At 46.2% G+C, this 25,763-nt stretch carries 23 protein-coding genes; 11 read left to right on the top strand and 12 right to left on the bottom strand.

Going from position 1 to position 25,763, the window contains the following annotated elements; translation table 11 throughout:
* Positions 1-72 precede the first annotated feature (72 nt).
* The 4 genes from ACNI23_RS02940 to ACNI23_RS02925 all read left to right on the top strand — a co-directional run bounded on the left by ACNI23_RS02940 (position 73) and on the right by ACNI23_RS02925 (position 4,123).
* Positions 73-771, top strand: a complete 699-nt coding sequence (locus ACNI23_RS02940) for a FadR/GntR family transcriptional regulator (protein ID WP_420246646.1) — start codon at positions 73-75, stop codon at positions 769-771.
* Between the two features lie 27 nt (positions 772-798).
* Positions 799-1,596 (top strand): sulfite exporter TauE/SafE family protein, encoded by a 798-nt coding sequence (locus ACNI23_RS02935; RefSeq protein ID WP_420246645.1) that lies wholly within the window; start codon positions 799-801, stop codon positions 1,594-1,596.
* A gap of 15 nt (positions 1,597-1,611) precedes the next feature.
* Positions 1,612-2,622, top strand: a complete 1,011-nt coding sequence (locus ACNI23_RS02930; RefSeq protein ID WP_420246644.1) for an alpha-hydroxy-acid oxidizing protein — start codon at positions 1,612-1,614, stop codon at positions 2,620-2,622.
* Positions 2,623-3,343: 721 nt separating this feature from the next.
* Positions 3,344-4,123: a substrate-binding periplasmic protein gene (locus ACNI23_RS02925; protein ID WP_420246643.1), complete on the top strand. Its 780-nt coding sequence runs from the start codon at positions 3,344-3,346 to the stop codon at positions 4,121-4,123.
* A gap of 13 nt (positions 4,124-4,136) precedes the next feature.
* Here ACNI23_RS02925 and ACNI23_RS02920 read toward each other — a convergent pair whose 3' ends face one another.
* The 3 genes from ACNI23_RS02920 to ACNI23_RS02910 form a co-directional block, all read right to left on the bottom strand.
* Complete coding sequence (locus tag ACNI23_RS02920) at positions 4,137-4,298, bottom strand: hypothetical protein (RefSeq protein ID WP_420246642.1); 162 nt, start codon at positions 4,296-4,298, stop codon at positions 4,137-4,139.
* Positions 4,299-4,453: 155 nt separating this feature from the next.
* The gene (locus ACNI23_RS02915; protein ID WP_420246641.1) at positions 4,454-5,320 is read right to left on the bottom strand and encodes a DNA polymerase III delta subunit-related protein; all 867 of its coding nucleotides are present in this window, start codon (positions 5,318-5,320) and stop codon (positions 4,454-4,456) included.
* Positions 5,321-5,425: 105 nt separating this feature from the next.
* A complete protein-coding gene (locus tag ACNI23_RS02910; protein ID WP_420246640.1) occupies positions 5,426-6,706 on the bottom strand; it encodes an adenylosuccinate synthase in 1,281 nt (426 codons plus the stop codon).
* A 488-nt stretch (positions 6,707-7,194) separates the two neighbouring features.
* Here ACNI23_RS02910 and ACNI23_RS02905 point away from each other — a divergent pair, with 488 nt between their 5' ends.
* The gene (locus ACNI23_RS02905) at positions 7,195-8,421 is read left to right on the top strand and encodes an MltF family protein (RefSeq protein ID WP_420246639.1); all 1,227 of its coding nucleotides are present in this window, start codon (positions 7,195-7,197) and stop codon (positions 8,419-8,421) included.
* On the opposite strand, the gene ACNI23_RS02900 is transcribed toward ACNI23_RS02905, so the two are convergent.
* Positions 8,362-8,733: a hypothetical protein gene (locus ACNI23_RS02900; protein ID WP_420246638.1), complete on the bottom strand. Its 372-nt coding sequence runs from the start codon at positions 8,731-8,733 to the stop codon at positions 8,362-8,364. The two genes, ACNI23_RS02905 and ACNI23_RS02900, sit on opposite strands and share 60 nt — an antisense overlap.
* A gap of 175 nt (positions 8,734-8,908) precedes the next feature.
* Here ACNI23_RS02900 and ACNI23_RS02895 point away from each other — a divergent pair, with 175 nt between their 5' ends.
* The 3 genes from ACNI23_RS02895 to plsY all read left to right on the top strand — a co-directional run bounded on the left by ACNI23_RS02895 (position 8,909) and on the right by plsY (position 13,428).
* Positions 8,909-10,183, top strand: coding sequence for an IMP cyclohydrolase (locus tag ACNI23_RS02895; protein ID WP_420246637.1), 1,275 nt, complete (start codon positions 8,909-8,911; stop codon positions 10,181-10,183).
* Between the two features lie 387 nt (positions 10,184-10,570).
* The gene (locus tag ACNI23_RS02890) at positions 10,571-12,634 is read left to right on the top strand and encodes a ribonuclease catalytic domain-containing protein (RefSeq protein WP_420246636.1); all 2,064 of its coding nucleotides are present in this window, start codon (positions 10,571-10,573) and stop codon (positions 12,632-12,634) included.
* A gap of 206 nt (positions 12,635-12,840) precedes the next feature.
* Positions 12,841-13,428 (top strand): glycerol-3-phosphate 1-O-acyltransferase PlsY, encoded by a 588-nt coding sequence (plsY, locus tag ACNI23_RS02885; protein WP_420246633.1) that lies wholly within the window; start codon positions 12,841-12,843, stop codon positions 13,426-13,428.
* 43 nt (positions 13,429-13,471) lie between these two features.
* On the opposite strand, the gene ACNI23_RS02880 is transcribed toward plsY, so the two are convergent.
* The gene (locus ACNI23_RS02880; protein WP_420246632.1) at positions 13,472-15,043 is read right to left on the bottom strand and encodes a DUF3369 domain-containing protein; all 1,572 of its coding nucleotides are present in this window, start codon (positions 15,041-15,043) and stop codon (positions 13,472-13,474) included.
* Positions 15,044-15,063: 20 nt separating this feature from the next.
* Positions 15,064-16,218: a sensor histidine kinase gene (locus tag ACNI23_RS02875; protein ID WP_420246630.1), complete on the bottom strand. Its 1,155-nt coding sequence runs from the start codon at positions 16,216-16,218 to the stop codon at positions 15,064-15,066.
* A 218-nt stretch (positions 16,219-16,436) separates the two neighbouring features.
* Between ACNI23_RS02875 and ACNI23_RS02870 the strand changes: the two genes are divergently transcribed.
* Both ACNI23_RS02870 and ACNI23_RS02865 read left to right on the top strand, forming a co-directional pair.
* Entirely contained in the window at positions 16,437-16,694 is a 258-nt protein-coding gene (locus ACNI23_RS02870) for a hypothetical protein (RefSeq protein WP_420246628.1), read from the top strand.
* Between the two features lie 32 nt (positions 16,695-16,726).
* Positions 16,727-17,143, top strand: coding sequence for a hypothetical protein (locus tag ACNI23_RS02865; protein ID WP_420246626.1), 417 nt, complete (start codon positions 16,727-16,729; stop codon positions 17,141-17,143).
* A 55-nt stretch (positions 17,144-17,198) separates the two neighbouring features.
* On the opposite strand, the gene ACNI23_RS02860 is transcribed toward ACNI23_RS02865, so the two are convergent.
* From ACNI23_RS02860 to bioF, 4 genes are all read right to left on the bottom strand, one after another.
* Positions 17,199-17,879 carry a CBS domain-containing protein gene (locus ACNI23_RS02860; RefSeq protein WP_420246624.1) on the bottom strand — a complete coding sequence of 227 codons (681 nt, stop codon included), beginning with the start codon at positions 17,877-17,879 and terminating at the stop codon, positions 17,199-17,201.
* 94 nt (positions 17,880-17,973) lie between these two features.
* The gene (locus tag ACNI23_RS02855) at positions 17,974-18,723 is read right to left on the bottom strand and encodes a methyltransferase domain-containing protein (protein ID WP_420246622.1); all 750 of its coding nucleotides are present in this window, start codon (positions 18,721-18,723) and stop codon (positions 17,974-17,976) included.
* A 7-nt stretch (positions 18,724-18,730) separates the two neighbouring features.
* Positions 18,731-19,330, bottom strand: a complete 600-nt coding sequence (locus ACNI23_RS02850) for an alpha/beta hydrolase (protein ID WP_420246620.1) — start codon at positions 19,328-19,330, stop codon at positions 18,731-18,733.
* Complete coding sequence (gene bioF, locus ACNI23_RS02845; protein WP_420246618.1) at positions 19,327-20,505, bottom strand: 8-amino-7-oxononanoate synthase; 1,179 nt, start codon at positions 20,503-20,505, stop codon at positions 19,327-19,329. Before bioF ends, ACNI23_RS02850 begins: the two co-directional genes overlap by 4 nt.
* Before the next feature lie 238 nt (positions 20,506-20,743).
* Between bioF and ACNI23_RS02840 the strand changes: the two genes are divergently transcribed.
* Complete coding sequence (locus tag ACNI23_RS02840) at positions 20,744-21,730, top strand: DUF3089 domain-containing protein (protein ID WP_420246616.1); 987 nt, start codon at positions 20,744-20,746, stop codon at positions 21,728-21,730.
* 41 nt (positions 21,731-21,771) lie between these two features.
* Here the strand turns inward: ACNI23_RS02840 and ACNI23_RS02835 are convergent, their stop codons facing one another.
* Positions 21,772-21,996, bottom strand: coding sequence for a hypothetical protein (locus ACNI23_RS02835; RefSeq protein WP_420246615.1), 225 nt, complete (start codon positions 21,994-21,996; stop codon positions 21,772-21,774).
* A complete protein-coding gene (locus tag ACNI23_RS02830; RefSeq protein ID WP_420246614.1) occupies positions 21,996-25,760 on the bottom strand; it encodes a hypothetical protein in 3,765 nt (1,254 codons plus the stop codon). The genes ACNI23_RS02835 and ACNI23_RS02830 overlap by 1 nt, the downstream gene beginning before the upstream one ends.
* Between the last annotated feature and the right edge of the window lie 3 nt (positions 25,761-25,763).

The raw sequence follows: 25,763 nt of genomic DNA, 5'->3' as shown, positions 1-25,763 counted from the left end.
TATTGCCTGATTTTCCAATCAATGATATTGGTCAGACCAATTGTTCAAAATCAAAAATTGGTAGGACCCATCATGGATTCAAAAAATCCAGCAAAAACAGTGCACCAATCAGTGGGCCGGCAGATTGCCGAGCTGATTGAATCGGGCAATTTTAAAAAAGGCGACAAGCTACCTGCAGAAAGGGCTTTAGCCGAAAAATTCAAGGTTTCCAGAAGTTCAATCCGGGAAGCCATCAAATCTCTGGCACAAAAGAATCTGGTTGAAAGCCGCCGCGGAGATGGCACCTACATTCTTGCGGATATGGATGCAGACATCTTCGATGCCTTCACCACAGCCTTCAGCGACCAGAAGAAGAGGATCAGTGACATTTTCCAGTTTAGGAAAGTTATTGAACCGGAGATTGCGGCCCTTGCCGCTACTTCCATGGATGCGGAGACACTTAACCGTTTAAAGATAATCGTCTGCGATCAACAGATGAAAGCCCAAAGCGGCAAAAACACCAGTGATCTTGACACCAAGTTACATCTTGAAATTGCCAAAGCTACCGGAAACTCCATTTTTCCGGAAATGATGCAGGCATTAGATAGGATCATGGATGAAAGCCGCAGTGAGATCCTGCAACCGCCAAAACGCCAGCAGGCATCAATCACAGCGCATTTCAAAATCCTTGAAGCTTTTGAGAATCGTGATCCGGCTCTGGCCCGGGAAACCATGCGCAAGCATATTGCTGAAGTCGAAGAAACGGCGACAGGCCGTGGTTCATCAGAATAATCTGTAACAGAAGTAGCGGAGGAACGAATGCTCTCTACCTTACTTATTTTTGTTGTACTTGGTATTTTCGCCGGCATACTGGCCGGGCTGCTCGGCATCGGTGGAGGATTGGTTATTGTACCCATCCTTGTTTTCACCCTCCCCCCTCTGGGCATCCCGGAAGAACACTTGATGCACATTGCACTGGGAACCTCTCTCGCAAGCATCATCTTTACTTCCATATCCAGCATGCGTTCCCACAATAAACGCGGAGCAGTGCGCTGGGATATTTTCAAAACAATTACTCCGGGCATCATTCTCGGTACATTTCTCGGCGCCCTGTCGACATCATTCATGAATACCAATTTTCTAAAAGGTATCTTCGTAGTTTTCCTCTACTACGTAGCCTCACAGATGCTTTTTGGACTCAAGCCCAAGGCTTCCCGGCAGGTACCGGGCTTTCAGGGACTTTTCGTGGCCGGTAACGTAATCGGAATCTTTTCCAGCCTCGTCGGCATCGGCGGAGGAACACTTTGCGTTCCATTCCTGACCATGTGTAATATTGTTATCCACACCGCCATCGGTACTGCTGCGGCAATCGGCCTGCCCATCGCCATCGCCGGAACTGCCGGATATGTCTGGACCGGGATCGGCGCGGAAGGACTTCCCCCCTACTGCTTCGGATATGTTTACCTGCCCGCCTTGATCGGTATCGTTTCAGCTAGTATGCTGACAGCTCCCATTGGTGTTCGATTGGCGCACAGCCTGCCAGTGGATAAACTTAAGAAAATTTTTGCAATCCTGCTCATAATTGTAGCAACCAGAATGTTGATTTCTATTTTTTAATATAGGAGAAAACCCATGAAAGAAGTACGCGATAACGCCAGAGAATTAATGAAAGGTTACTGCAAAGTATGCCCTGTATGTAACGGTAAAGCCTGTGTAGGCGAAGTTCCCGGTATGGGAGGACTTGGTACTGCTTCCAGCTTCAAAAACAACGTAAAAGCCCTTGAAAACCTTAAGCTGAACATGCGGACCATCCATGAATTCAGCGAGCCGGACACTTCTGTAAATGTAATGGGCATCGATCTTGATATTCCGGTCATTGCCGCCCCCATCGGCGGTGTGGAATTCAATATGGGCGGCAAGGTTACTGAACTCGACTATGTCACCAACAAGCTCAAAGGTTGCAAGAATAAAGGGATCATAGGCTGTACCGGTGACGGAGTACCGCCTTTTATCCATGAAAGCGGCTTTACAGCGATCAAAGAAGCAGACGGACACGGCATCCCGTTCATCAAACCTTGGGAAGATAAAGAACTCAACGAGAAGCTCCAAAAAGCAGAAGAAACCGGATGTAAAATCATCGGTATGGATATCGATGCAGCCGGACTGATCACCCTGAAGAAAATGGGCCGTCCGGTTACTCCGAAATGCATGCGTAAACTGCGCGAAATCATCGCATCCGTTAATGCCGACTTCATTCTCAAAGGCATCATGACTCCTGACGAAGCACGCATGGCTATCGATGCCGGAGCTAAAGGTATTGTTGTTTCAAACCATGGCGGTCGCGTGCTCGACTCATGCCCCGGCACTGCGGAAGTTCTCTTTGAAATCTCCCGTGCGGTTTCCGGACAGTGTGCTGTAATGGTTGATGGCGGAGTAAGAACCGGCATTGACGTACTAAAAATGCTGGCTCTCGGCGCAGATGCAGTAATGATCGGACGCCCCTTCTCAATTGCCACCGTAGGCGGACTGCAAGAAGGAGTTGAAAAATACATCGACCAGCTTAAAGCGGAACTCACCGCGGCTATGGTTCTCACAGGGACCGAAAAGGCCAGTTTTGTAGATATCAGAGCTTTGTATCGCTAATATCCTGACAATCTACGAGGCAAAACTTCTTGCGGAGTTTTGCCTCTTTTTTTTTACCTGTATACAAACCTGTATTTGCAGGCCTTCTTTCGACTAACAATAAAAATATTTTTTAGGTATTGACGCGTGGCATAAGCGGAGTTATCTTTTAATCAAAGGCAGAGGTAGTTGTACCAAGGCAACTCGTTACCAACCCTCAGACGGGAGTGAAATCAATTTGATGTCACTTTCTAAAGAAGAGTCTCAAGTAGAGGCTCAATTCGAGGGGAGCCTACCGCGAGAGTTCTTTTAAGACCTCCAACGGGCCCACGGAGAGATTGGAAATAGCCGGTTATCCCGGCAAATGCGAAAATGGATCCCCTCTTCAACGGCAAACGGATTTATTGTAACTTCGTAACAAACCATTAAATCGGTTTAGACGCGTTTAAGAATAACTTCAAAACAACCGCTAATCATGGTTGATACGCGTAATTTAGTTAACACTAAAAGCAAACCGTTAACAACTGGTTAGGACACGTTACTTAGTAATCTGTAAAACATGTATTTAAAGCCCCCGGGCAGAACTGATGTTCTGCCCGGGGTTTTCTTTTGCTCTTTTTCCAGTAGCTTAATGGACAGACTCAGTTATACCTGTTATTATTGCGCCTATTATAAATGAATTAATTTTAGAAATTACACTTAATTACCAATAACGATCACAATAAAAAAAACAAAAAGAGATATGAAAAAAAATCTTTATCTCATATTCACATACACTACTCTAGTATTTACCATTCTATCTCTATCGAATAAAATCATCTATGCGGAACAAATAACAGTCGGTTATATCGAACTTCCACCCTACTACTATACGAATGACCAGCAAAAACCTGAAGGCATCTTACTTCATCTGACAAAAAAAATTATGGAGAGAGCAGGATGCAAATGCAAATACATGAGTATGCCATCTAAAAGAATATTGCATACCATAAAAAAAGGAGGCTTATTTGCTTCGATAGGTTGGTTTAAAACACCAGATCGCGAAGAATATGCAAATTTTTCGTTACCAATTTACGAAAATAAACCAATTCTTGTACTTTTAAGACGTGAAAATCGTGAGCAGTTCTCAAAATACAAAACCCTAGAAGAGCTACTTAAAAAAAGTAGATACAAAACGGGACTTATTGCGGGCCATTCAATGGGAGGATATATAGACTATTTACTTCAGAAACATCCTAAATCATTCCATGCCCTATCCGGAACAACTGAGCAGCTTGTCAGAATGCTCCATGACAAACGGATTGATTTTTGCCTGCTGGCTCCCGTTGAAATCGCTAAAATAATCAGGCAATCACCTTACAAAGAAGATGATTTTTACCTCATGTCAATGTCAGACATCATAAAAGGGAATACCCGTCACCTGATATTTTCGAAAGATGTTTCAAACGACACCATCAGCAAAATCAATGCAGCAATTACTGAAATCAAATATGAGACCGAGCTCAGCAGGTATGCTGATTAATAGATGCTCACAGCTAATACTTCATCGGCACAAATCTAATGACATTCTTAAGCTGCTTTGAGTCCTGTGCAGTAAAGCCCGGAGCAACATTTTCATCGAAAACTTTGAATATCAACTCTGAAGCACGGTCTTCTTCAACAGGCTCCAAGTGATCATAAAGAATTGAAGATTTCATTTTCAGATCCTTCTGACTAACAGTTTGAATAACCGTACATATCAGAGGGAAATAAAAACGAAAAGCTTTATATGATAGGTAAAATTAGATAGCCACAGCATCCGAATCAGTTGCACATACATCCGAATACATCGCAGCAAAATTACAACGGGATTCTACCGCCGCTTCTTCGGCATGGCAGCAGTGCAAACCCAATCCAGTACTAATGCTGGATTAACGTTGTAATTAAGTGATTCCTGAGCTTTTCCAAGCACAAGGTCGAGTCTACGCAAACCTTTCGGATCGAACATCCCGGAGAGCGCATTGGCTGCGGAGGTGGATTGGGGATTTAAAAGTGCGTTTTTAAGCTCCCGCTGGCAGCCCATGACCACCTGCAAGCCCATTTCTTTATCCAAGGCTCCCTTTGCGGAAGTACGGGCAAACCAGCCCTGACCGGAACGCCAGAAACGGAGCATGGCATTAACCCAGTCAGCGACTTCAGGGGAATTCTGCTGATCCGTAGGCCACGCAAGGGTGATGACCCAGCTACGGGAGACGAGAGTTTCGAGCAAACGTTCACGCTGCGGTGCGGTGAGAACAAAAACATTTCCCGGACGGGGTTCTTCAAGAGTCTTCAGAAGCGCATTGGCTGAATTGCCGTTGAGATGCTGAGCTTCACGAACCACGGTAACACGGGTTCCGCCACCATTAGGAGGTTGGCCCCACACCGGAAGTAATTCACGGATTGAATCCACGGAAATATCCTGCTTCAATCCGGTACCGCTCTCATTTTCTTCACGGTCAATGAGCAGGAAATCATTGAAGGCATTATCTGCAATCTGCTGACAGGACTGACATAAACCGCACGGGTCCTGTCCGTTCTCACAGTTCAACACACAGGCCCAGTAACGAGCCATGTCCATACGCTCTTCCGCACTGCCGCCCTCAATCAGCAGGCATTGCGGAGGCTTTTGAGCGAGCTTCGCAAAACGAGGCAATACCAAACTCTGCCTCGAAGCAGTTTCTTGAATAGATGTGAACATGATGTGCCAGCAACGAAGCTTAATAAAAGGTTCTTAAAAAAAAATATGTCCGGGAAAGGTAACCCCATACTGAGGCCACCTTTCCCAGACACTAAATTATCAATATTATCTTACAATAGTCTGAGCGCGGTCAGGACCTACGGAGACTATGCCGACTTTTACGCCGGAAAGTTCTTCAATACGTGCAATGTAGTTACGTGCGGCTTCAGGCAGTTCGTCATAAGAAGAAGCCTTGGTGATGTCTTCATCCCAACCGGGCATGGATTCGTAAACGGGCTGAACATGAGCCATACCGTTCTGTTCCTGCGGGGGATAATCGACTTTTTCACCGCGGTACTCGTAAGCAACGCAGATTTTGATTTCTTTAAGACCGGAAAGGACATCCAGCTTGGTCAGGGCGAACTCAGTGAGATCGCAGAGTCTTGCGGTTTCGCGCAGGACTACCATATCCAGCCAACCGCAGCGACGCTTACGGCCGGTGGTTGCACCGAACTCGTGACCGTTTTTCTGCAGGGTATCGCCGGTTTCGTCAAACAATTCGGTAGGGAAAGGACCGGCACCAACACGAGTGGTGTAGGCCTTACAGATACCGATAATACGTTCCAGCTGACGAGGACCGCATCCAGCGCCGGCAGCAGCGTTACCTGCTACAACATTGGAAGACGTAACGAACGGATATGTTCCGTGGTCAATATCGAGGTGCACGCCCTGTGCGCCTTCGAAAAGCACGTCCTTACCTTCTTTATTAACATCCTGAATTATAGAAGACACATCGGCAAGATAGGGTTTAACCCTTTCTGCGATGGGCAGCATTTCCTGATATACCTTTTCAGCATCGAGAGCTTCAACGTTGAAAAGTTTTTCAAAAAGAACGTTCTTTTCCTGAAGCCCGGCGACGATTTTTTCACGCAGCAGTTCGGGATCAGCAAGATCAGCAGCACGAATGCCGCAACGGTTCATTTTATCTTCGTAGCAAGGGCCGATTCCTCGACCGGTGGTACCGATCTTGTTATCAGCGGATTTAAGGGATTCGCGGCAATTGTCCATCAGCTTGTGGTACGGCATGATGATCTGGGTTTTCTTGCTGATCATCAAGCGCTCGGGAGAAACGTCAACGCCTTTTTCGGCAAGTCCGTCAATCTCCTTGAGAAAAACCTCGGGGTCGAGTACTACACCGTTACCGATGAGGCACTTTTTACCCTGATGGAGAACCCCGGACGGGATGAGATGCAGGATACACTGCTCTCCTTCCACAACAAGGGTGTGACCTGCGTTGTTTCCACCTTGGAAACGTACAATCGCACCTGCTTGTTCGGCGAGCATATCAACGATTTTGCCCTTGCCTTCGTCCCCCCACTGGGTTCCCACGATTACGGTATTAGCCATTACTAATGTGCTCCTTCTACAGTATTTCCGCATGTTCTTGACTTAAGACATGGAATTTTTGCTGTAATTTGATTACTTGATAGCGGCACTGCGTCTGACGTATATTAACAGGAACGAACCAGTCGTTCACAACAAATAAATCCGTTAAGGCCGCTCAAGAAGATCCGCTTACCTGCTTTTGATACCCTCTTTAAAATGGGTACGCCAGCACTAAGCACGGCAGACGGGTTTTAATGCGTAAAAAATCTTTCGGGGATATGTCAATACATCAGAGTAAATTAAATGACCCTAGAATGGGCATTTTGATACTTTTTTCACAACATATATTCAATATTGTTGTGTACTTGGCGCTATTCTCCTTTTTTTACTACATTTATTCAGTAAAATATGAGATTCCCCTGCCCAACACAATCCGGGTTGCCGCAGTGGACATAGAACGCGTTTTTCCAAAACTTTCGCCGTGGGGTCCGGGATTTGAACGAGAACTAGTGGATGAATTCACTGAGTTCGCAGGGACAGAACTTGATATTAAAGCCTATCCGACCCACGACAAAGCCTTTGAAGCACTTATAAAGGGTAAAGCTGACATTCTGCTGGCTACCGGATACAATCCGGATTTGAGTTCGACAACTACCCCACTTGTCAAAGGTCCGGTATACGAAAAAAGCCCTGCGGCAATGCTGCACCACATTCTCAGATTTGAACTTCGCACACCTTTTGAGCTTTGCGATCAGGAAGTCTTTGTACCCGCCCACTCAGGACTGGTTGAGACCTTCAACGAACTCAGCGAGCAGTTAGACTGTTCACCGACCATGATCCAAGGAAACAACTCAACACATCTTGAACCGCTGCTGAAATTCAACGAGAACAAGAATGTCCGTTTTCATCTTGTAGAATCCGGTGCTTTCAAGCCTATCAGACCGTTTATCCATAAACTCAGAATCACGGACTATTTCGGTGATGACCAAGAGTACAGATGGTATCTGCGAGGCGACGTTCATGGTCTCGGACAGACAGCAGGGGACTACTGGGACCTAGTTACAACGAACGGCACTCTTGACGATTTACAGGAAAAATATTTTGGATTCATACCGGAAGAGACCGATTTTTATGATCTATACTCTCTGCGCAAGGACATCCGTGATAAGCTGCCCCGCTATCACAAATATATCCTGAAGGCCGCCAAGAAATACAAAATAGACCCGCTGCTCCTTACCGCTGTAATGTATCAGGAATCGCGATTTGATCCCCTTGCACGCAGCAAGACAGGGGTTCGCGGACTGATGCAGCTGACTAACGACACAGCCCAGCTTTTAGGATTAACAAGCAGACTGGATCCGCAGCAGGCAATTAACGGCGGTGCGCGCTATTTAAGATTTCTTTGGGACAAACTGGACAGCCGAGATGTGGACGGCTGGGACCGTTGGCTGTTCACCCTTGCGGCCTACAATCAAGGCTTAGGACACGTTTATGATGCCATTGAAATCGCCAAGTACACCAGCAAGCATCCGGGCACATGGCGCTCACTCAAGCAGGTATTTCCTTTGCTGACCAGACCGAAGTACCATTCAAAAACAAAATACGGCTACACACGTGGGTATGAAGCCGTGGATTATGTCGATAGCGTCCGCTACTACTATTACATTATGAATGGACTAGCTGTCCTTCCGGGGCTGGAGGCGAATTACCTTATTCCCCTTACTACTGCCCGCTGAGCTGCCACCTGACCCTTTAGGTTTTGAACCGAACAGTTCATCCTCGCCCTTTCCGGGAATAAAATCCGGACGAGGAGACATGGACTCCGGACCGGCAGTCTGTGCCCAATGATAATTAAAAAGCTGGTTTTTAAGCCTTACAGCCTGTATCATTCCGAATACAACTGCGGCTTCCTCCCACTTTCGGGTAGGTTCGAAATTGGCCACTTCAGCTTCGTACTTGTTCCATAATTCAGTAAGAGAAGCCTCATCGTAGGCATTGAGCTGCTTTGCCAATTTCAACAGGGCCTTTTCCATATAACCTTCTGACATATATTCTCCCAAAATACTGCTGGCGACGGGACTCAGAAAAAAATGTGATTTTCCCGCGCACTTGATCAAAATCAACCTACAAAAAGATCGCTGGTACCGCAATTCAAAATTGCCCACCGGAAAAGGGTGTGCTATGAGCGGCGTACCACAAGGCAACAACTCACGGAGAACAACTATGAGTGATCTTAAAAAAATGTACAAAACCCTGCAGCAGGACCCGTTTCCCGCTGATATGACCGTTACTCTCGGCGACCAGAAACTGACCTTTAAAAAAAGGACCTGGGAAATCGACGGTGAAACCAAAGGTCTTCGTTACGGCGAAAACCCCGACCAGCCCGCAGCTCTTTACGAACTTGTTTCCGGCGGACTTGAGTACGACGGCATCAAATTTCGCGGCGAAGGACAGGGACTTGTTTCCGCTCTCACCGAAGAACACATGATTCAGGCAGGCAAACATCCCGGTAAGACCAACCTTACCGATGTGGACAATGCCCTGAACATCCTGCAGTACCTTACCGCTAAACCTGCAGCTGTTATCCTCAAGCACAACAACCCCTGCGGTGCAGCATGGTCCGAAGAAGGCGTTGGCGTAGCACTGCACAATGCTTTTCAGGCTGACAGAATTGCAGCATTCGGCGGCGCCATCGTAGTCAACCGTCCCTTCACAATGGAAGCGGCTGAAGTTGTCGACAGTGCATACTTTGAAGTTGTTGCAGCTCCCTCTTTTGAAGAAGGAACCCTCGAAGTTCTCAAGAAACGCAAGAATCTGCGTATTCTCCAGATTCCAGGCATTGCCGATCTGGAAAAAATGCTCGGCCAGCCTTTTCTCGATGTAAAATCCCTTATGGACGGCGGCATGGTTGTGCAGTTTTCTTTCCGCAACCGTATTCTCGATGCAGAAGATTTCATCCCCGCAACAGCAGAAAAAGACGGCTCCACCTTCTCTTCCCGCGCTCCTTCCAAGCAGGAAATGGACGACATGCTCTTCGCATGGGCAGTTGAAGCAGGTGTAACCTCCAACTCTGTAATTTTTGCCAAAGACGGCGTGACCACTGCCATCGGTACCGGTGAGCAGGACCGCGTAGGTTGCGTAGAACTTGCCGTCACCAAAGCCCGTATCAAGTACGCTGACGGACTCTGCTTTGAAAAATTCCAGATGTCCCTTTTCGAACTGAAGCTCAAGGCTCTCAACGACGAGCAGGCAGCCAAAGATCTCGCTGAAATCGAACAGGCCGCTGTTGAAGCCAAAGGCGGACTCAAAGGTTCCGTTCTGGTTTCCGACGGTTTCTTCCCCTTCCGCGACGGCGTTGACCTGTGCATGGCTCAGGGTATCACCGCTATCGCACAGCCCGGCGGCTCCATCCGCGACCACGAAGTGATTCAGGCTACCAATGAAGCCTCACCTCAGGTTGCCATGGTTTTCACCGGTCAGCGTTCTTTTAAGCATTAATTTTATTCCTCCGGCGACTGGGGAAGGAAAACTTTTTGAAAAAGTTCTCCTTCCCCAGACCCCATCCTTTCACAAATATGCAGGAAAGCAAATTTGGCCGTTGCCTGAAAGGCAACACCCCGCAGGGGTGAGGCACAGGACGTGGCGAATCAAAACTTTTCAATAGGCTTAAACGCTTCGAATCTGAAATTGTTTTTAGCGCAGACCTGCCATTTCAATAATTAAACATTTATGTTAAGAATGCCCGGATGTCTTGGTGAGACATTCGGGGTTTATTTTTTTTACGACTTAGCAAGTTAGAACATTACTTCCGCCTGATAGTGAGCAGGCGGAAAGCGGGAAACGTTTACTGTATCGGCAAACACAGCAGTTCCCGGAAGGATTTACATGTCCCTATTCAAGGAAGGACGTTACGTAGCGCCCGGAAATATTGTAGAATTCATGCATGGCAACCAGCCGCAGCTGGCATTTGTCATGGAAGAGCAATCCGGAAAGCTCAAGCTCTATACCATTAACAAGCGCGAAACCAAGATGCCCGCAGCACGGGTACTCCCTTGGGTAGGACCGCAATATTCCGCTTCAGCCTCCCGGCAGGAAATGCTCGACTACATGGTCGCCCATCAGGAAAAACGAGGCGAACTTCAAGCCGGACTTGATACCATGGAAATTTGGGATCTGGCTCAGGGAGAACTTGAAAAAGCTCCTCTGAACTGGTTTGCTGGGCTTCTCTGGGAAGAACCGGATGCAGATCAGGTTTCCGCCCTCGGCAGGGCCATGATCGCGGCTAAAACACATTTCAAATTTCAGCCGCCCGAATTTATCATCTACACTCAAGAAAAGGTCGAACTCCGCCTTCAGCAGCAGGCAGAAGAAAAGGCTCATGAAGAAATCATGAGTGTCGGACAGGATCTCTTCAAGAAGATCTGGACTGCCCGTGAATCCGGAGGAAAAATCAGACCGGACCAGATTCCGGATATGTCCGATGAAATAGCAGAAGGCCTGAAATCCTTTCTTATGGACAGAATTGCCGGCCTTAACGAAGATAAATCTAATAAGATGTGGTCTGCTCTGCGCAAAGGGCTGCCCGACCACCCTCACTTACCGCTATTGCTGGCCCAAGGGTGGGGGATAGTCCATCCTCATCACAACTACCTTCTCAATGAAGCCGAATATGTTTTTGATGACAGCTGGTCGGATGTACACAAAGATGAAATAGACAGACTGGTCAAAGCTGTGGAGACAAAAGCAGGCAATCCCTGTCCGCTACCCATGCGCAGCATTGACTCTGCAACCACCAAGGATATTGACGACGCCTTCAATCTCAAAAAACGTGAAGACGGCGGTTACACCCTGACCATTGCCCTTGCCCGGCCCTGCATGGACTGGGATTTCGGCTCCGATCTTGATCAGGCGGTCATGAACCGCGGAACCAGCGTATACCTGCCCGAAGGCACCAGCCACATGATGCCCGAAGCACTAGGCATCGGTGCATTCAGTCTTTTTGCCGGAGAAGTTCGCCCGGCACTGATAACCACTTTTGAGCTTGATGAGCATGGAATTCTTCAGTCGGCGGAACCTCACATCAGCTGGGTAAAAATCACCGACAACTCCACATATCTCGCAGTGGAACAGATGCTTGAAGAAGGCAGTGATGATGAAATGGCCCTTGCTTTTGAGCTTTCTGAAAAATTATTGCAGGAACGCATCAAGCACGGGGCGATTGTCATACGCAGGCCTGAGCCGGAACTGTCCCTTGAAGGATGGCCGCAGCAAACCAAAGTACTCATGTCCGCCAAGGACAAGACTACCCGTGCGGACCAGATCATCAGTGAATTTATGATCCTCGCCAACTCCGGCCTGGGCAAATTCGCAGAAGAGAAAGGTTTTCCCCTGCTATACCGCACTCAGGATATTGCCCTGCCTTCCGATCTGAGCGGCATCATCACTGAGCCTCACGAAATTTACATGCGGGTACGCCAGATGGTCCCCCCGCAGATGGATACAACTCCTAAAAAACACGCAACACTTGCAGTAAGCGGCTACAGTCCCATTACGTCCCCTCTGCGTAGATACGCAGACTTCATCAACATGGCTCAACTTTGCCACTACCTTGTTGAAGAGCAGCCGAAATGGGATACTGACGAACTGAAATCTCTCGCCGAAAATCTTCAGCTTCGCTTGCAATCGGTTATTAAAATCCAACGATTCAGGCCGCGTTATTGGAAATTACTGTATCTAGCCCAGAACAGGAAAGGCTGGCATCATGCGGTTGTTGTAGACGACAACGGCCCCCTTGCCACACTGGCCATGCCTGAAATTCAGATAAATGTCAGGGTTCCCCGGCCCATGCTAGGGGACAAACTGTATCCCGGACAAGGATTCCAGATACGCTTCAACAAAATTGACCCGTTGACTAACGAACTGCGTGTTGTTGAGGCTATGGAAGAATAGTTATAAAGGGAAGGAAGCGCTTATTTCCGGCTGTTATTCCAGCTGGAATTAGCATATATGTATTTTCGGTTTTTAAGGTTATTAACCTTTAATACCGACATCAAACGGAAACTTACAGGCAATCGGCCCTATCCCGCAATGGCGGAAAGCAACGGGAGGGGACACCGGTAGGCCTGAAACGGAAAAAGACTTAAAGGAGTTAGCGCATGCTCTGGATATTCTGGCTGGTTTTCGCCTATTTTCTGGGATCAATCCCCTTCGGACTTTTCATCGGTAAAATTTGCTGCAACTGCGACATCCGCACCGAAGGCAGTAAAAGTACCGGCGCGACCAACGTTGCCCGCCTCTGTGGATTCAAGTACGGCGTGGCAGCACTTATTCTTGACGTTGCCAAGGGCTTTGTTCCCGTACTCATGGCCTATCAGTACAGCCACAACTGGATTTTCATCTCGCTGGTAGCTGCTGCAGCCGTAATCGGGCATGTATTCTCTATTTTCATGGACATGAAAGGCGGCAAAGCTGTTGCTACTACTATCGGCGTATTTCTGGCGCTGGCTCCCGTAGCAACAATTTACTCTATCGTCTTCCTGCTGGCAGTGATCGTCCTTTCCGGATTTGTATCCATGGGATCACTTACTTTTGCAGTTGCCCTGCCTTTCTTTACTCTGGTAACCGGTTCCATCAGCATGGTCCCGCTTGCTTGCGGTATGACAGTGCTCCTGTTCTGGACTCACCGGGAAAACATCAGACGCCTTGCCAAAGGCCAGGAAAATTCCTGGAAGAAGAAAAAATAGATAAAATCAAAAAAAAGGAGCCGATCGGCTCCTTTTTTTTGGCTTAAAAATCGTCCTTATACTTTTCCCTTATCTGCATAATCTTATCCAGATTTTCAAAGAATATATCCACAAGTCCCGGGTCGAACATCGTTTCCCGGTGAGACTTGAGAAACTCCAAGGCACGATCTACTTCCCATGACTGCTTGTATATGCGGTCACTGCACAGAGCATCAAAAACGTCTGTAATACAGATGATGCGTCCGGCAATACTTATCTCCTCGCCTTTCAAGCCCTGAGGATACCCGGTTCCATCCCAGTATTCATGATGTTCGTGTGCAATGGTAGCTGCCGCCTTCAACAATTTCCGATTACTGGCCCGTAGAATATTGTATCCTATTTCGGTGTGGGTGCGCATAATATTCATTTCTTCCGGGGTAAGCTTTCCGGGCTTGAGCAGAATGGAATCAGGAATACCGATCTTCCCGACATCATGCATGGGAGATGCATAGTAAAGTTCATCTACCTGCATTGCATCAAGACCTACCGCTATACCTAAAATTCTGGCTATCTCGGAAACGCGAATGACATGGAAGGCTGTTTCCTTGGAACGGAATTCCACAACTTCGCCCAGCATACGAACGATTTCCTTTTGTGTATCCAAAATCTCCTGATTCAAATAAATGTTATCAAAAGCAACACCTACGTTATCTGAAAAAATTTTGAGCAAATCTTCGTCCTGCTCACTAAACGCATTCCCACAATTTTCCACATAGAGCATGTGAGAACCTTTTTGATGGGTAGGCAGGTAACCAATGTAATCATTATTCGCAAAACACCCGCACCCTTGTTCACGGACTCTCTCCAATTGCTCCTTGGTCCGCTCAGAAATAACGCTGCATTCATCAATGGATGAATTACATACGGAATACTTTCCGGTTGAAGCAATAATCCTCATGTTTTCTTTATCCGGACTGGAAACAGCAACACCGTCCCCTTCAACATAAACCGAATCCCGTAAACCAATTAACGAGATAACCTGAGTCAGCACTCCTTGCGCAAGCCGTCCTACTGACTGTTGTTTGAAAAGACTTCCGGAGGCTTCAATAATATGCTTCAACCCCTTACGGTTCTGCTCAATGACCTGAATATCCCTGTATGAGCGGAGAGCTGAGAACAGTGAGGTAAATAAACGCTGAGCAGTAAGTTCGGCCTTATGTTTGTAGTCATTGATATCATATTCAACGATAACCTGCCGTTCAGGAGCCTGACCAGGCTGTCCGGTACGTAAGATGATGCGGACCATAGTATTCTTCATTTCTTCGCGGATGGTCTTAACCAATTCCAACCCCGCATGGTTAGTCTCCATAACCACATCAAGAAGAATTACAGCTACATCAGGATTCTCATTCAATACGGACACAGCTTCTTCAGCCGAGTACGCACTCAAAAATTCAAGTCCGGATCCTTCAAAGGAAAAATCATCTAGAACAAGACGGGTTGTGCTGTGTACGTCATCTTCGTCATCCACAATAAGAACTTTCCAAAGCTTACCTTTCACTCCCCCTATTTCTTCAGGGGTCTCATCAGCAAAGAGAAGCTCATCATTATCAAAGGGGCTAGAACCATCTACCATAAACAGACCTCACTTGAACATCATAGGGGGATTTGCAATGAAAAAACAGCCCCCCCTTCGTCCGAACAGGAAACATCTATATCCCAGTTATAACCACTGGCAATTCTATTTACAATACTTAATCCCATTCCGACTGCTTCTGGCCGAGTAGTAAAAAAGGGATCGAAAATATAAGGTAAGTCTTCATTTGAGATACACTTTCCATTATCAGATACTACAAGCATGCAGACATCACCCTCAACCCTCACCTTAATGCTGACTCGCGGCTCTTTATCATCCGCAAAGACAATAGCATTAGAGACAAGCTCAAATATAACCTTTGACAGCAAATCCGGGCGTGAATCTATATTCTGCGCAACAAAATCTATATCAAAATGAACATCCTTACCGAGCTCATTTGCCACTCCCCTGCATAATTCAATCGCCTTTTCCCCAACCTCCTTAATATCAGCACTGCAATGATCGCAGCGATCTATAGCTGCAAACTCAGAAACACTGTTAACTATGTTTTCCAGCCTTGCAGTCTCATGGGAGATGGTTTCAAGATATTCCGTAGCCTCTGAGTGCGGCCCCAGTTTACGGGAAGCAAGATTAGTGAAGCCATTGATGGTCATGGTCCTATTACGTATCTGGTGAGCCACGGACTTGGCCATCTGAGCCAGACTTTCACGATTAAGTTCGATCTTGCGCAAGTCACGATAAGAACGCAAGGCCGTGGTCATAGAAGTGGTCAGCCTTCTGGAAGTCAGTTCCGCCTTCTGCCAATAATCGTTGATGTCTAACTCGGTAATTACCTGATGTTCCGGCGCAAAACCGGGCTGACCTGTTCGCAAAATGATCCTGATAAACTGGTTATTCAGTTCATTCCTGATCCTGTGCGCAACATCCAGACCTGCTGTGTTTGTCTCCATTACAACATCAAGCAGAACCACAGCAAAACTCGGATCATCTTTAAGTATCTCTAATGACTCCTTACCTGAATGAGCACTCACAAACTCAAGAGAACGATCTTCAAACGCAAAATCACCTAGAACCATTTTGGTCATAGAATGGACATCCGGTTCATCGTCAACGATTAGAACCATCCACGGTTCAAGCACATGAACCGGAGACTCATCAGCTTCTTCACCGGAAAAAAGGAGTTCATCCTCTGCGAACAGATTATCAGTATGCATGCAAATCCTCACGGAATAACCAACAGTAATTGAAGAATCTTACCGATAGATTATCTCATATAAAAAAAAATTTAAACTGTATTATGAACTTAAAAGGCTATTTCTCCATTATGCAACACACATTATACATTATTTTAAGCAGATAGCTATTTTTCCTTGAACATAAAGTCCATATAAACTAAGGTTTCGAGAATATACACACACGGGGATTAATTGGAATGACAGAATTACTTGTCGCATCAATTGCACTCATCATTTTTGCCTTCATTATTTACTCCTCATACTCTGCACAAAATGCAAAATATGCTCAGAGGAAGAAGGCTTTCGAGTTGAAGGAGCAGCATATGGAAAAAACCATGGAAAAAATCCGCTCTGAAATCAACTTGATTGAAAAAGAAGTCGTCGAGACTCAAGAAAAAATTGATGAGCTGGATATCGACTTAGTCGAAGCGGATGTTAATTCAAAGGATTCTTAACTGCTCATAACGCACTGTAAGACATCAAAAAAATGACATTTTCTATTATATTTGTCTTATTTGGAACTATAGCCACTATAGTTGCCTGCAAAACAATCAACGGCAATTTTGAGCTTAAGCATGATGCGTTGGCAAGAAAAGAAAAGAATCTGGTCGAAACGCAGAAGGAGTTGCAAGCCAGACGCAAAGAACTTTCGCGCAGGCTGGACGACTTAAAAACACTTCTAAAGGCCGGAATAAAAACAGAGGCAGCGGCAAAGACGACAGACGAAAAGCCCTCGGACCTCAAGAGTTGGCTAGTACAAAGTGGTGCACTGACGGAAGTTCAATTCCTTTCGGCTGAGATTTATGCCACAGAAAAAAATTTAAATGTAATCGCTGCTCTTTTGACTCTGAATATGATTACAATTGAAAAGTACGAAGAAGCTAAAAAAATGAAACTTCTTTAAGAAATAAAAAAACCGCACCGGAAATCCAGTGCGGTTTTTTCATTAGCGGTAACCATTAAAATTCATTCTTATACGTCTCGCCCCGGTGAACGTGGTACTTAAAGTTATACGTTTTTTTCAGGTGTACAACTAAAGATTCCACAATATCATCATCGAGCTTCTGGACCCAGATAAATACTCGGCGAGAACCCTGCTCAACACCTTCATAAGAAGTAAAAACTGTAGAAAGCCTTAATCCCCTAGCCCACATGTCACTCAGCAGATCTTCAAGGGCACTGGCAGTATCTTCGAGCACAAATGCAAACTGGGAACTCCCTTTACTTACCCCTGTTACAGTGGTCAGAAACCGGTAAATATCAACCTCGGTAATAATACCGACCAGACCGAACTCATCAACAACGGGCAAGCCACCGATTTTCTTTTCAAGAAGAATTTCGGCCGCGACCTCCATGCAGGTATCCGGAGAAACTATATACGGATCATGGGTCATAATATCTTTGATCTTAAGCCCCATCAACCCGTCACCTTTTCCTGCGGCGTTATCTCCCGGCAAAAACTTGGAAGGCATTGCATCACGCACATCCCTATCGGAAACAATACCTACAACAAGGCCGGAAGCCTCAGTTACCGGGATCTGCCTGATTCCGGCATCACGCATCATTTCCATGGCGTTGATTATGGGTGCGCCCGGCATAAGGGTCAGCACCTCTTCTGTCATCCAATCCCCAACTAACATATCTAACTCCTGAATCTCATCATTAATCTTACGAAGAAGTTCGTATTGATCAGGAAAAAAGTCAAAGGTTAACTGCCATCCTCCATAGAGGCAGCTACAATTTCCGCCCGGAAGCAAGAAAGACCTTGTAACTGGCTTTTATACCTGATTCTCCCCTGTATAAATTTTCGTACTCTTCAACGAACCGGCGGTATTTTTCTCGACCCCATGAGATCTTCTCACTGGAAGCAACTGCCCCGGTCATCTTATGCTGTTTCAGGAAGTGTTTTACGGAAGGGAAGAACTCAATATGCTCCTCACTTGCGTAATCCACCTTTAAACCTGACATACTGTCGAAAAGTTCCTTGTAAAATGAGTTCGGCTTAAGCTCCTTTACCGACCCGAATCCGGTCCTTGCGCTGACATCAGACAGTTCAGCAAGTGTTCCGTGTGTAAAAATCGCTATAGCGAACCTTCCACCGGATTTGAGGACTTCAAAACTCCGCGGTATAGTTATTTCCGGTGCACCATACCATTGCATGGCAGATGAACTTACCAGCAGATCAAAACTCTCAGCAGCAAAAGGCAATTCTTCGCCATCCGCAGCAACAAGGCATGCGCCGGAATCCCTCTGCTCCAAAAGCATAGGCCTTACCAAATCCAATGAAATATAATTACTGCAGGAAATGCGTTCCTTTAGATCATTATGAAGAAAACCGACTCCCGACCCTATATCCAGAACATTGCGAAAATCCTTTTCTGGACACATGGCTGCACAATTGCGCGCGACCACGCGCTGTACGGAAGCGGCCTTGCTATAGCTGGAAGCAGCTTTGCCGAAACATTGGCGAATCCTTTGTTTCACGTAAATTCTATCCCTTGATGATGCTCATTAATTTTGTTTCAGAAATTTTATGGCCGCCTTCTACTTTAAGGATCTCCGCCCCCTTAATGACTCCTGCTATTTTTTCAAAAGCTTTGGGCCTGACAATGCGATCCTTTGAGCCATGAACCAAGGTACAATTAGACAAATTGAAAACACCTTCCGGCTCAATCTTGGAAGTAATAAGGTATTCAAGTCCGGCAATCAGGAAATCACGATCTTTCGAGTCGTAAGCAGGCGGATTTGTTTCACCGCAATTCTCATGGAAAGAACTTACAACCGCCGCAGGATCACTCTCCATTCCGGCTATCATCACTCGAACCAACCGTGCGGGAAAAGAGTCGGTAAACGATAAAAAGGGAGCAATCAAGAGGACCTTTTCATATAATTCGAATAAATGACGGCAATCCTTCAAAAGCATATGTGCCCCGGTAGACCAGCCCACCAGAACATCGCCGCCTTCGCCTAGCAAATCCGGTAATTCATCCGGATCGAATCCCGTAAATGGAATCAAAAAACGCGCAGACTCGGACAATAATGGATACTGCTGTGGAGATGTAGCCCAGCCGCCGACAAAAACTATACTCATTTTTCCAACTCTGCTTTCAAACCGCCAAACGCTGCCTTAATCTTCTGCATATCCTCTTCAGTTAAATCTGCGCGCAAGGAAAGGCGCAAACGGGCCGTTCCTTCAGGAACAGTCGGAGGACGGATGGCAGCAGCATAAATTCCAGCTTCAATAAGTATGTCTCGGGCTGCAAGCGCGGTCTTATTATCCCCAAGTATTACCGGAATGATCTGACTTTCCGATTGACCGCAATCAAATCCGCATGATTCAAGATAGTTTTTCAGCCCCCGACTCATATGCAGAAGCTTATCTCCTCGAGACGGGTCCTCGGCAACTATTCGTAAGGCAGCGAGGTTTGCACCGATGACAGCAGGCGACAAGGCAGTGCTGAAAACAAAGGAACGCCCTTTGTTACGTAAATAAGAAATTAAATCCTTTCGCCCGGAAACAGCTCCGCCAAGTGAGCCGAAACCTTTGGAAAAAGCTCCCATGTGTAAATCCACACGCCGGGCCAGTCCCCGTTCATGAGCTATTCCTCTCCCTGAACCGAAGACGCCTTCAGCATGAGCTTCATCAATCACCAACATGATATCGTAAAAATCGCAAAGATCGGCAATCTCTTCCAGATAGGCAAGGTCGCCGTCCATGCTGAAAATAGTATCTGTAACCAGCAGCTTCTCTTCAGCGTCCTTTGACGCTTCCATGCGCTTCTTCAAATGGTCAATATCATTATGCCGGTAACGAACCTGACGCGCACCGGACATCCTTATCCCATCCAATATGCTGGCATGGTTAAGCTTATCTGAAAAAACAACCGTGCGCCGCCCGGCAAAGCTATCCATAATAGCGAGATTGGCTGCATAGCCGGATGTGAAAAACATTGAATCTTCCTGCTCTTTAAAAGCAGCAAGTTCACGTTCCAATTCATCATAGAGGCGAAAATTACCGGTTACCAGACGGGAGGCAGCAGAACCGCAACCATACTGCTCCACTGCTTTTATTGCGGCCTTTACTAGGCCTTGATCATTAGCAAGTCCGAGATAATCATTGGAGGCAAGGTTTAGCAGTCTTCTGCCCTTGAAAACAAGTTCCTTATCCGCACCGCAATCCACCTCAGGAACCGTCCTGAGCAGGGAACTTTTTTCAAGTTCAGTCAATTCGCCCTCAATACGGCGATAAAAACTCTTTGGAGTCATAAAAACAAAATCCGGCAGTAAAAAATAAAAGGTAGTTTCAAATGCTGAACAGGAAAAATAAGACTCATGGCCCAGAATAGCAACCATGTTTTTTAGGAGAAGCAAAATTTAAGTTAAACTCCACTTATACAGTTGTATTTACACACAACAAATCATTAAATCCTCCAAGAGCGTTGACAGCATACAGATTCAATATATAACAACTATATTTACTCACAAACGAGAACGGAGATAAGATATGGCATTTAAGAAAGTTATTACATATTTAATTTTAACAATCGTGGTCGTTACTGTTTCTGCCTGCAACATCAAAAGAACCGCCCCATTACCAGATGCTCCCGATTACACTGAGGAGAGATTCTGGTCCATAAAAGATGAAAATATTAGGCATAAGATTGATGTTTTCTTTGTACATCCAACAACATACGGTCCACCGGCAAACGGACACTTAATAGCAGACTTAAACGATCAGAAACTCAACCGGATAACTGACCGTGACACTATACAATGGATCACCGGAGCCTTTGCTGACTCCTGCAATGTTTTCGCCCCCCGGTACCGCCAGATGAACATTGAAGTACTCCAGAAGGATGACCAGCATCTGCAGGAATACTTGAAAACACCGGTTTCGGATATTAAAGCCGCTTTCAAATACTACCTGAGCAACATAAACAACGGCCGCCCGTTCATTCTTGCCAGCCATAGTCAGGGATCTTTTGTTCTACAGACACTGCTGCGCAATAATCCTGAACTTCTGGACAAAAGCAAACTGGTGGCAGCATACATGCCGGGATGGACGTTCACTGATAAGGACCTTCACGATCTTGACCTCAAACTGAGTGAAAAACCGGATCAGACCGGCTGCCTGATAACTTGGAATACAGTCGGGCCCGGTGGAGAATCTCCGACGGTTAAGAAAGGAGCTCGCTGTGTGAATCCTCTTTCATGGAGTACTGCCACAAAAGAATTTCCGGCATCCATGAACATAAAAGCTAAAATATTCCTCAGCCCCGGAAAGAAGCTGCTTATTGAAAATTTCACAGCAGCACGCATAAATGAAGACGGAGCATTGGAAGTCCCCACTCCAAAACCAGCGGTATTAAGTCAACTGAATATGTCGCTGGGAAAAGAAGTGTACCACCGCTACGACTATGATTTCTTTTTCTACAATGTGCAGGAAAACGTGAAACAACGTTGCGCTGCCTATTTAAAGGAACATAAGTAGTATAAAGGGGCTGGTGAGAATTCTCACCAGCCCCTTATCTTTTACTGCAAAATCCCGCTAACTACGCTCCGCCCTAATATGGACTCGAAAACATGCCTGTAGTCATCCGGTGATGCTGAGCCATCTTTACAAACCCTGATAAAAGCAGCCCGGGTCTCTTGACTCATCAGGCTGATATCAAAATCTTCATGGCTACGCTTTGCCGGAATTTCGCGATGAATGGAAACTCCGGACTGTTCCTCAACTTTATGGATTATTTCAGCCATTATGGTTTCTCCTTGATGTAAATCTTACCGCCTTTAAAAGTACCCCCCTCCCCGCTCACAGCCATAGCCAACCGCTTCAGCTCCGGATTGTCCTCCAAGACTATTTCAGCCCCAGTGATCTTTAGGTCTTCGCCATCCAGTGCATACGCATAGTTCGCCGGGGTCAGCGTGCAGCGGTCTGGAATCGCCACAGAGCTAGGAACCTGCGGGAGTTCAACTGTGGGAAGAATTGTGGTTATGCAAACATCAGCAAGACCAAACCAGCGTAGATAACTGATCGCCCAACCGCATGCAGCACAAAGAGTGTTTGATTTAGCAAGTAAACGCATAAACTTGCCTGTGCGAGGAGTTGTCAACGTATATTGACCTAAGTTAAGTCCGAACTCAGTAATGGTTATCTGTTCTACGTCAGTCCATTTAATTCCATCTGTACTCTCTTGCACCATGACAGAAGTCATTGAGTTTGCGCCAGTGGTCGCGTTGCCAGCTTGCCGCAGGTAGAAACCGTGCACAGTTGTGTCTTCCGCAAATTGAGATCCTACATAGACAGTATCCACAGCCGCCGGACCAACGTCATTCCCGCCCCAATACAGATTGGTATCAACAGGATTAACCAAAGGATTAATATCCTCATAGCCGGGAGTGGTGGTGCTATGTATAAAAGTTCCCTGATCAGCAATAATTTCAGGTCCACCTTGTGAGACAACCTCACTAACCGCACTTACTTCTTTTTCCACTCCATCAAACAGCAAAGTTTTATGCAGCCCGCCAGCTTTTAGAATCTTATCTTTAACTGAGCTGCCGCCTTTCGTCACAATAGAGGCGGTTGAAGATGATCCAAGCTCCTCCCAGCCTATAGCAAAGACATATGCACTGGACGTTGTTGTATTTCCTGTGCCAGTCATGTCTGCAGCCTCAAGATTCGCGTTCTCTCCAGCAGTCATTGACCAGAAGCTAAAATATGGAGTTGTGCCCTGCACATATATTGCAACGTAATAATCACCAGTTTCTGGAATTGTGTAGGGTGTCACAAGATCATCTGAGTAATACACGTTCCCTTCTCTGCCTGCACAATCAATAGTTTGATCAACTACAACATCAAAGGTGTTTGCGGCTGTTTGCTTAACAATCTTCATTTTAATTGTTTGGTTATAACCACCGCCAGCAGAATTGCCGGAGTTCCAGAGAAATTTACTTACAGTTACTCCGTTAGGAATTTTCCTTGATAAGTCTACAAGTGTTCTAGTTGCCGAACCATTGGGAAATGTAGCAATGTCTTCATGGAGTTGTACAATGCCTCCATCAAGTTTCAATGCCTCTTGAGGCCCAATATACTCTCCGATTACCCCGGCACCGACTTTAAGAGCAAAATCACTGGGCTTGTACACCCAACTAGGGATACCGGGCAGAGCTTCGGCAAGAACTCCGTCAATCTCTACTCCTGCTGTATAAAACTGAAATCTTGGAGATATAACATAAGTATATGTAGCATGTGCGTTATCTCCCATAGTTATTTGTATTTCGTTATAAAGGCCCGGAACCAATGCGTCTTCATCAATAGTTGCAGCAGCATACCAATCATAATCAGCCACATCATACAAGGTCTGCCATGCACCACTGTTAAGCCTGCCCATAATAGTAATGTCTCTGGCGTTGACCAGTTCATGTCCTCCATTAATCACACCTAGACCACACTCTTTCAGCCAAACAGAAAAACGATCAATCTGTTTTGCCTCGGCAAAAGTAATTGTAACCGTGGGACTTGTACTTTTAGGAAAACAATAAGAAAGATTATCTCCATCATCAGTAATGCAGTAGACGGTTTGACAATTACCAGCGTTGGTTGTGGTAATGGTTACACCATTTGCGGCCTGAGTCATGTAACGAGGGAGCAAACTTTCTGGGGGGCTTACTTCGCCGCTATTGCTTACGATCTCAGACTCTCCTACGTTGGTAAAAATCTTGCCAATATAGTTCTCTTTAAGCTTCAAAACAGAAGCCGTGCTTCCTGAAATGTTCCAATTAAGCTTGGTCTTCAAAGGTGTATGAAAAGCCTTTGTCGGTACTCCGGGGAGGGGGTGTACGCAGGTTGCAGAACACGAAATGGAACCATCAAGCAAGCCAATATAACCAATAATACATTGGGTTTGTGCGCCCATCAAACTACTTACAATTATCTCCCATTGATCATACGTACCTCTTGGCAGATCAAACGTAAGATTCTGTCCATCAGTGGTATAGTTAGCGGTAAAGGAGCCTAAAGAAACCCACCCCCCACTCCCCAATCTAGCTCGCATAGAGAAAGCCTTAGGAGAATAAGATACATGTCCACCTTGGTTACTCGCAGACATACTAAGTTGTGTAAGCTGCTTTGCCTCAGGAGAGCTAAAAGTAATTACTGCTGGGAGGGAGTTGGAAGAAGATGTTGCAAATGTCTTTGTTAAATCAGGATCAGTCAAGTAATATGCAGGAAACCCCGACTGCTCCGAAGATGCAACTATGGTAAACCCATCTTGTGTATTTGCAGTCATTTGCGGAAGAATAGTGGAGCCCACCTGCGATGTAGTTTCAACACTGGCAACAAAGACCTCACCTTGATCTGTAATGAGAACATCACCAGCAGCAACCAGCATTGCCAGCTTGAGGACGGATTCTGTTGTACCGTCCAATACTATCAGCTTCCCGTTAACAACCACAATTTCCGGCTTAGCTGAAGCAATCTGTGAAGCATTCTCTGCTGGAACCGAGTAAGCAGGAGCATGAACACCTTCAGAGTCCACACTTGCGCCGGGGTAACCATCAATGGAATCGGCAAAAGCAATGGTCGGTCCATCCTGAACGAAAACATGTTTTATCAACAATTGGTGCACTGCCGGGTCTGAATAGAGTTCACCGCGTCTTCTTCTGGTGACTTCAATAGCTTTAGTCACATCCACAGCACTGGTTTCCAGCACCCAGCTAATGGTACCCCCGGTTATTGAAGCTGATCCAAATCCGAATGTGTTGATTTCATATGAAGAGATTCCGTCATCGGAATGATCAGTAATTACAATTGAAACAGTTGTTCCTTCCGGGGCCTCAACAGGGGCTGAAAGTACGGGGGAAGAACTGCGCAAGGAACTTAAATCACCCAAGGAAATCTCAATGGCCGAATCCCTCGCTTCCTCAGCTGCGGATTGAGCCAGCAAAGCCCGGTCGCGAGCTGCTTCAGAACCGGTTTGTGCCGCCAAGGCATCACCGAGCATCCCCCGGGCATTCTCCTCCGCCTCAATTGCGCCGCTATGGGCGGAGACAGCTTCATCCCTTGCATTGGAAATAGTCTGCACCATTTCCTGTGGAGTAATACGTTCTGCATCAGGAGTTGAAATGTCGTATTTCAAAGCACGATCAACCTGTTCCTGCAACTGCTGGTCGCGCATCACACCTCGATCAAAGGCTTCATTTAAAAGCTGTGCGGAAAATGGATCATTATCCACTAATTCCAATTCCTGTGTGTAGGCAATTTCACGGTAGAGGGTAATGCTTTGCCCTGCCGGAAGCGGCGTGCCGTTGATTGGATACTGTACCCGCCCCCCTGAATCGCTACCCAGACCGGAAAGAATCTTAAAATCGTTACCCAAGATGAGCCGCTCTTCAGTACCCTCGCTATTGCGCAAGACTGCACAAAGGTCCTCGGCCCTGTAGATACGGAAGTTGAAATCAAAAGAATTTTGAACACCATCCCCTGCAAAAGTAATGGTGCTCCCGCTAGAAACCACAGTCATAAA

The organism is Maridesulfovibrio pacificus (SeqCode), assembly GCF_048612815.1.
GTDB classification, from domain to species: Bacteria; Desulfobacterota; Desulfovibrionia; order Desulfovibrionales; family Desulfovibrionaceae; genus Maridesulfovibrio; species Maridesulfovibrio pacificus.
The sequence above is the reverse complement of the archived record's forward strand: the minus strand, read 5'-3'. Positions and strand labels throughout refer to the sequence as shown.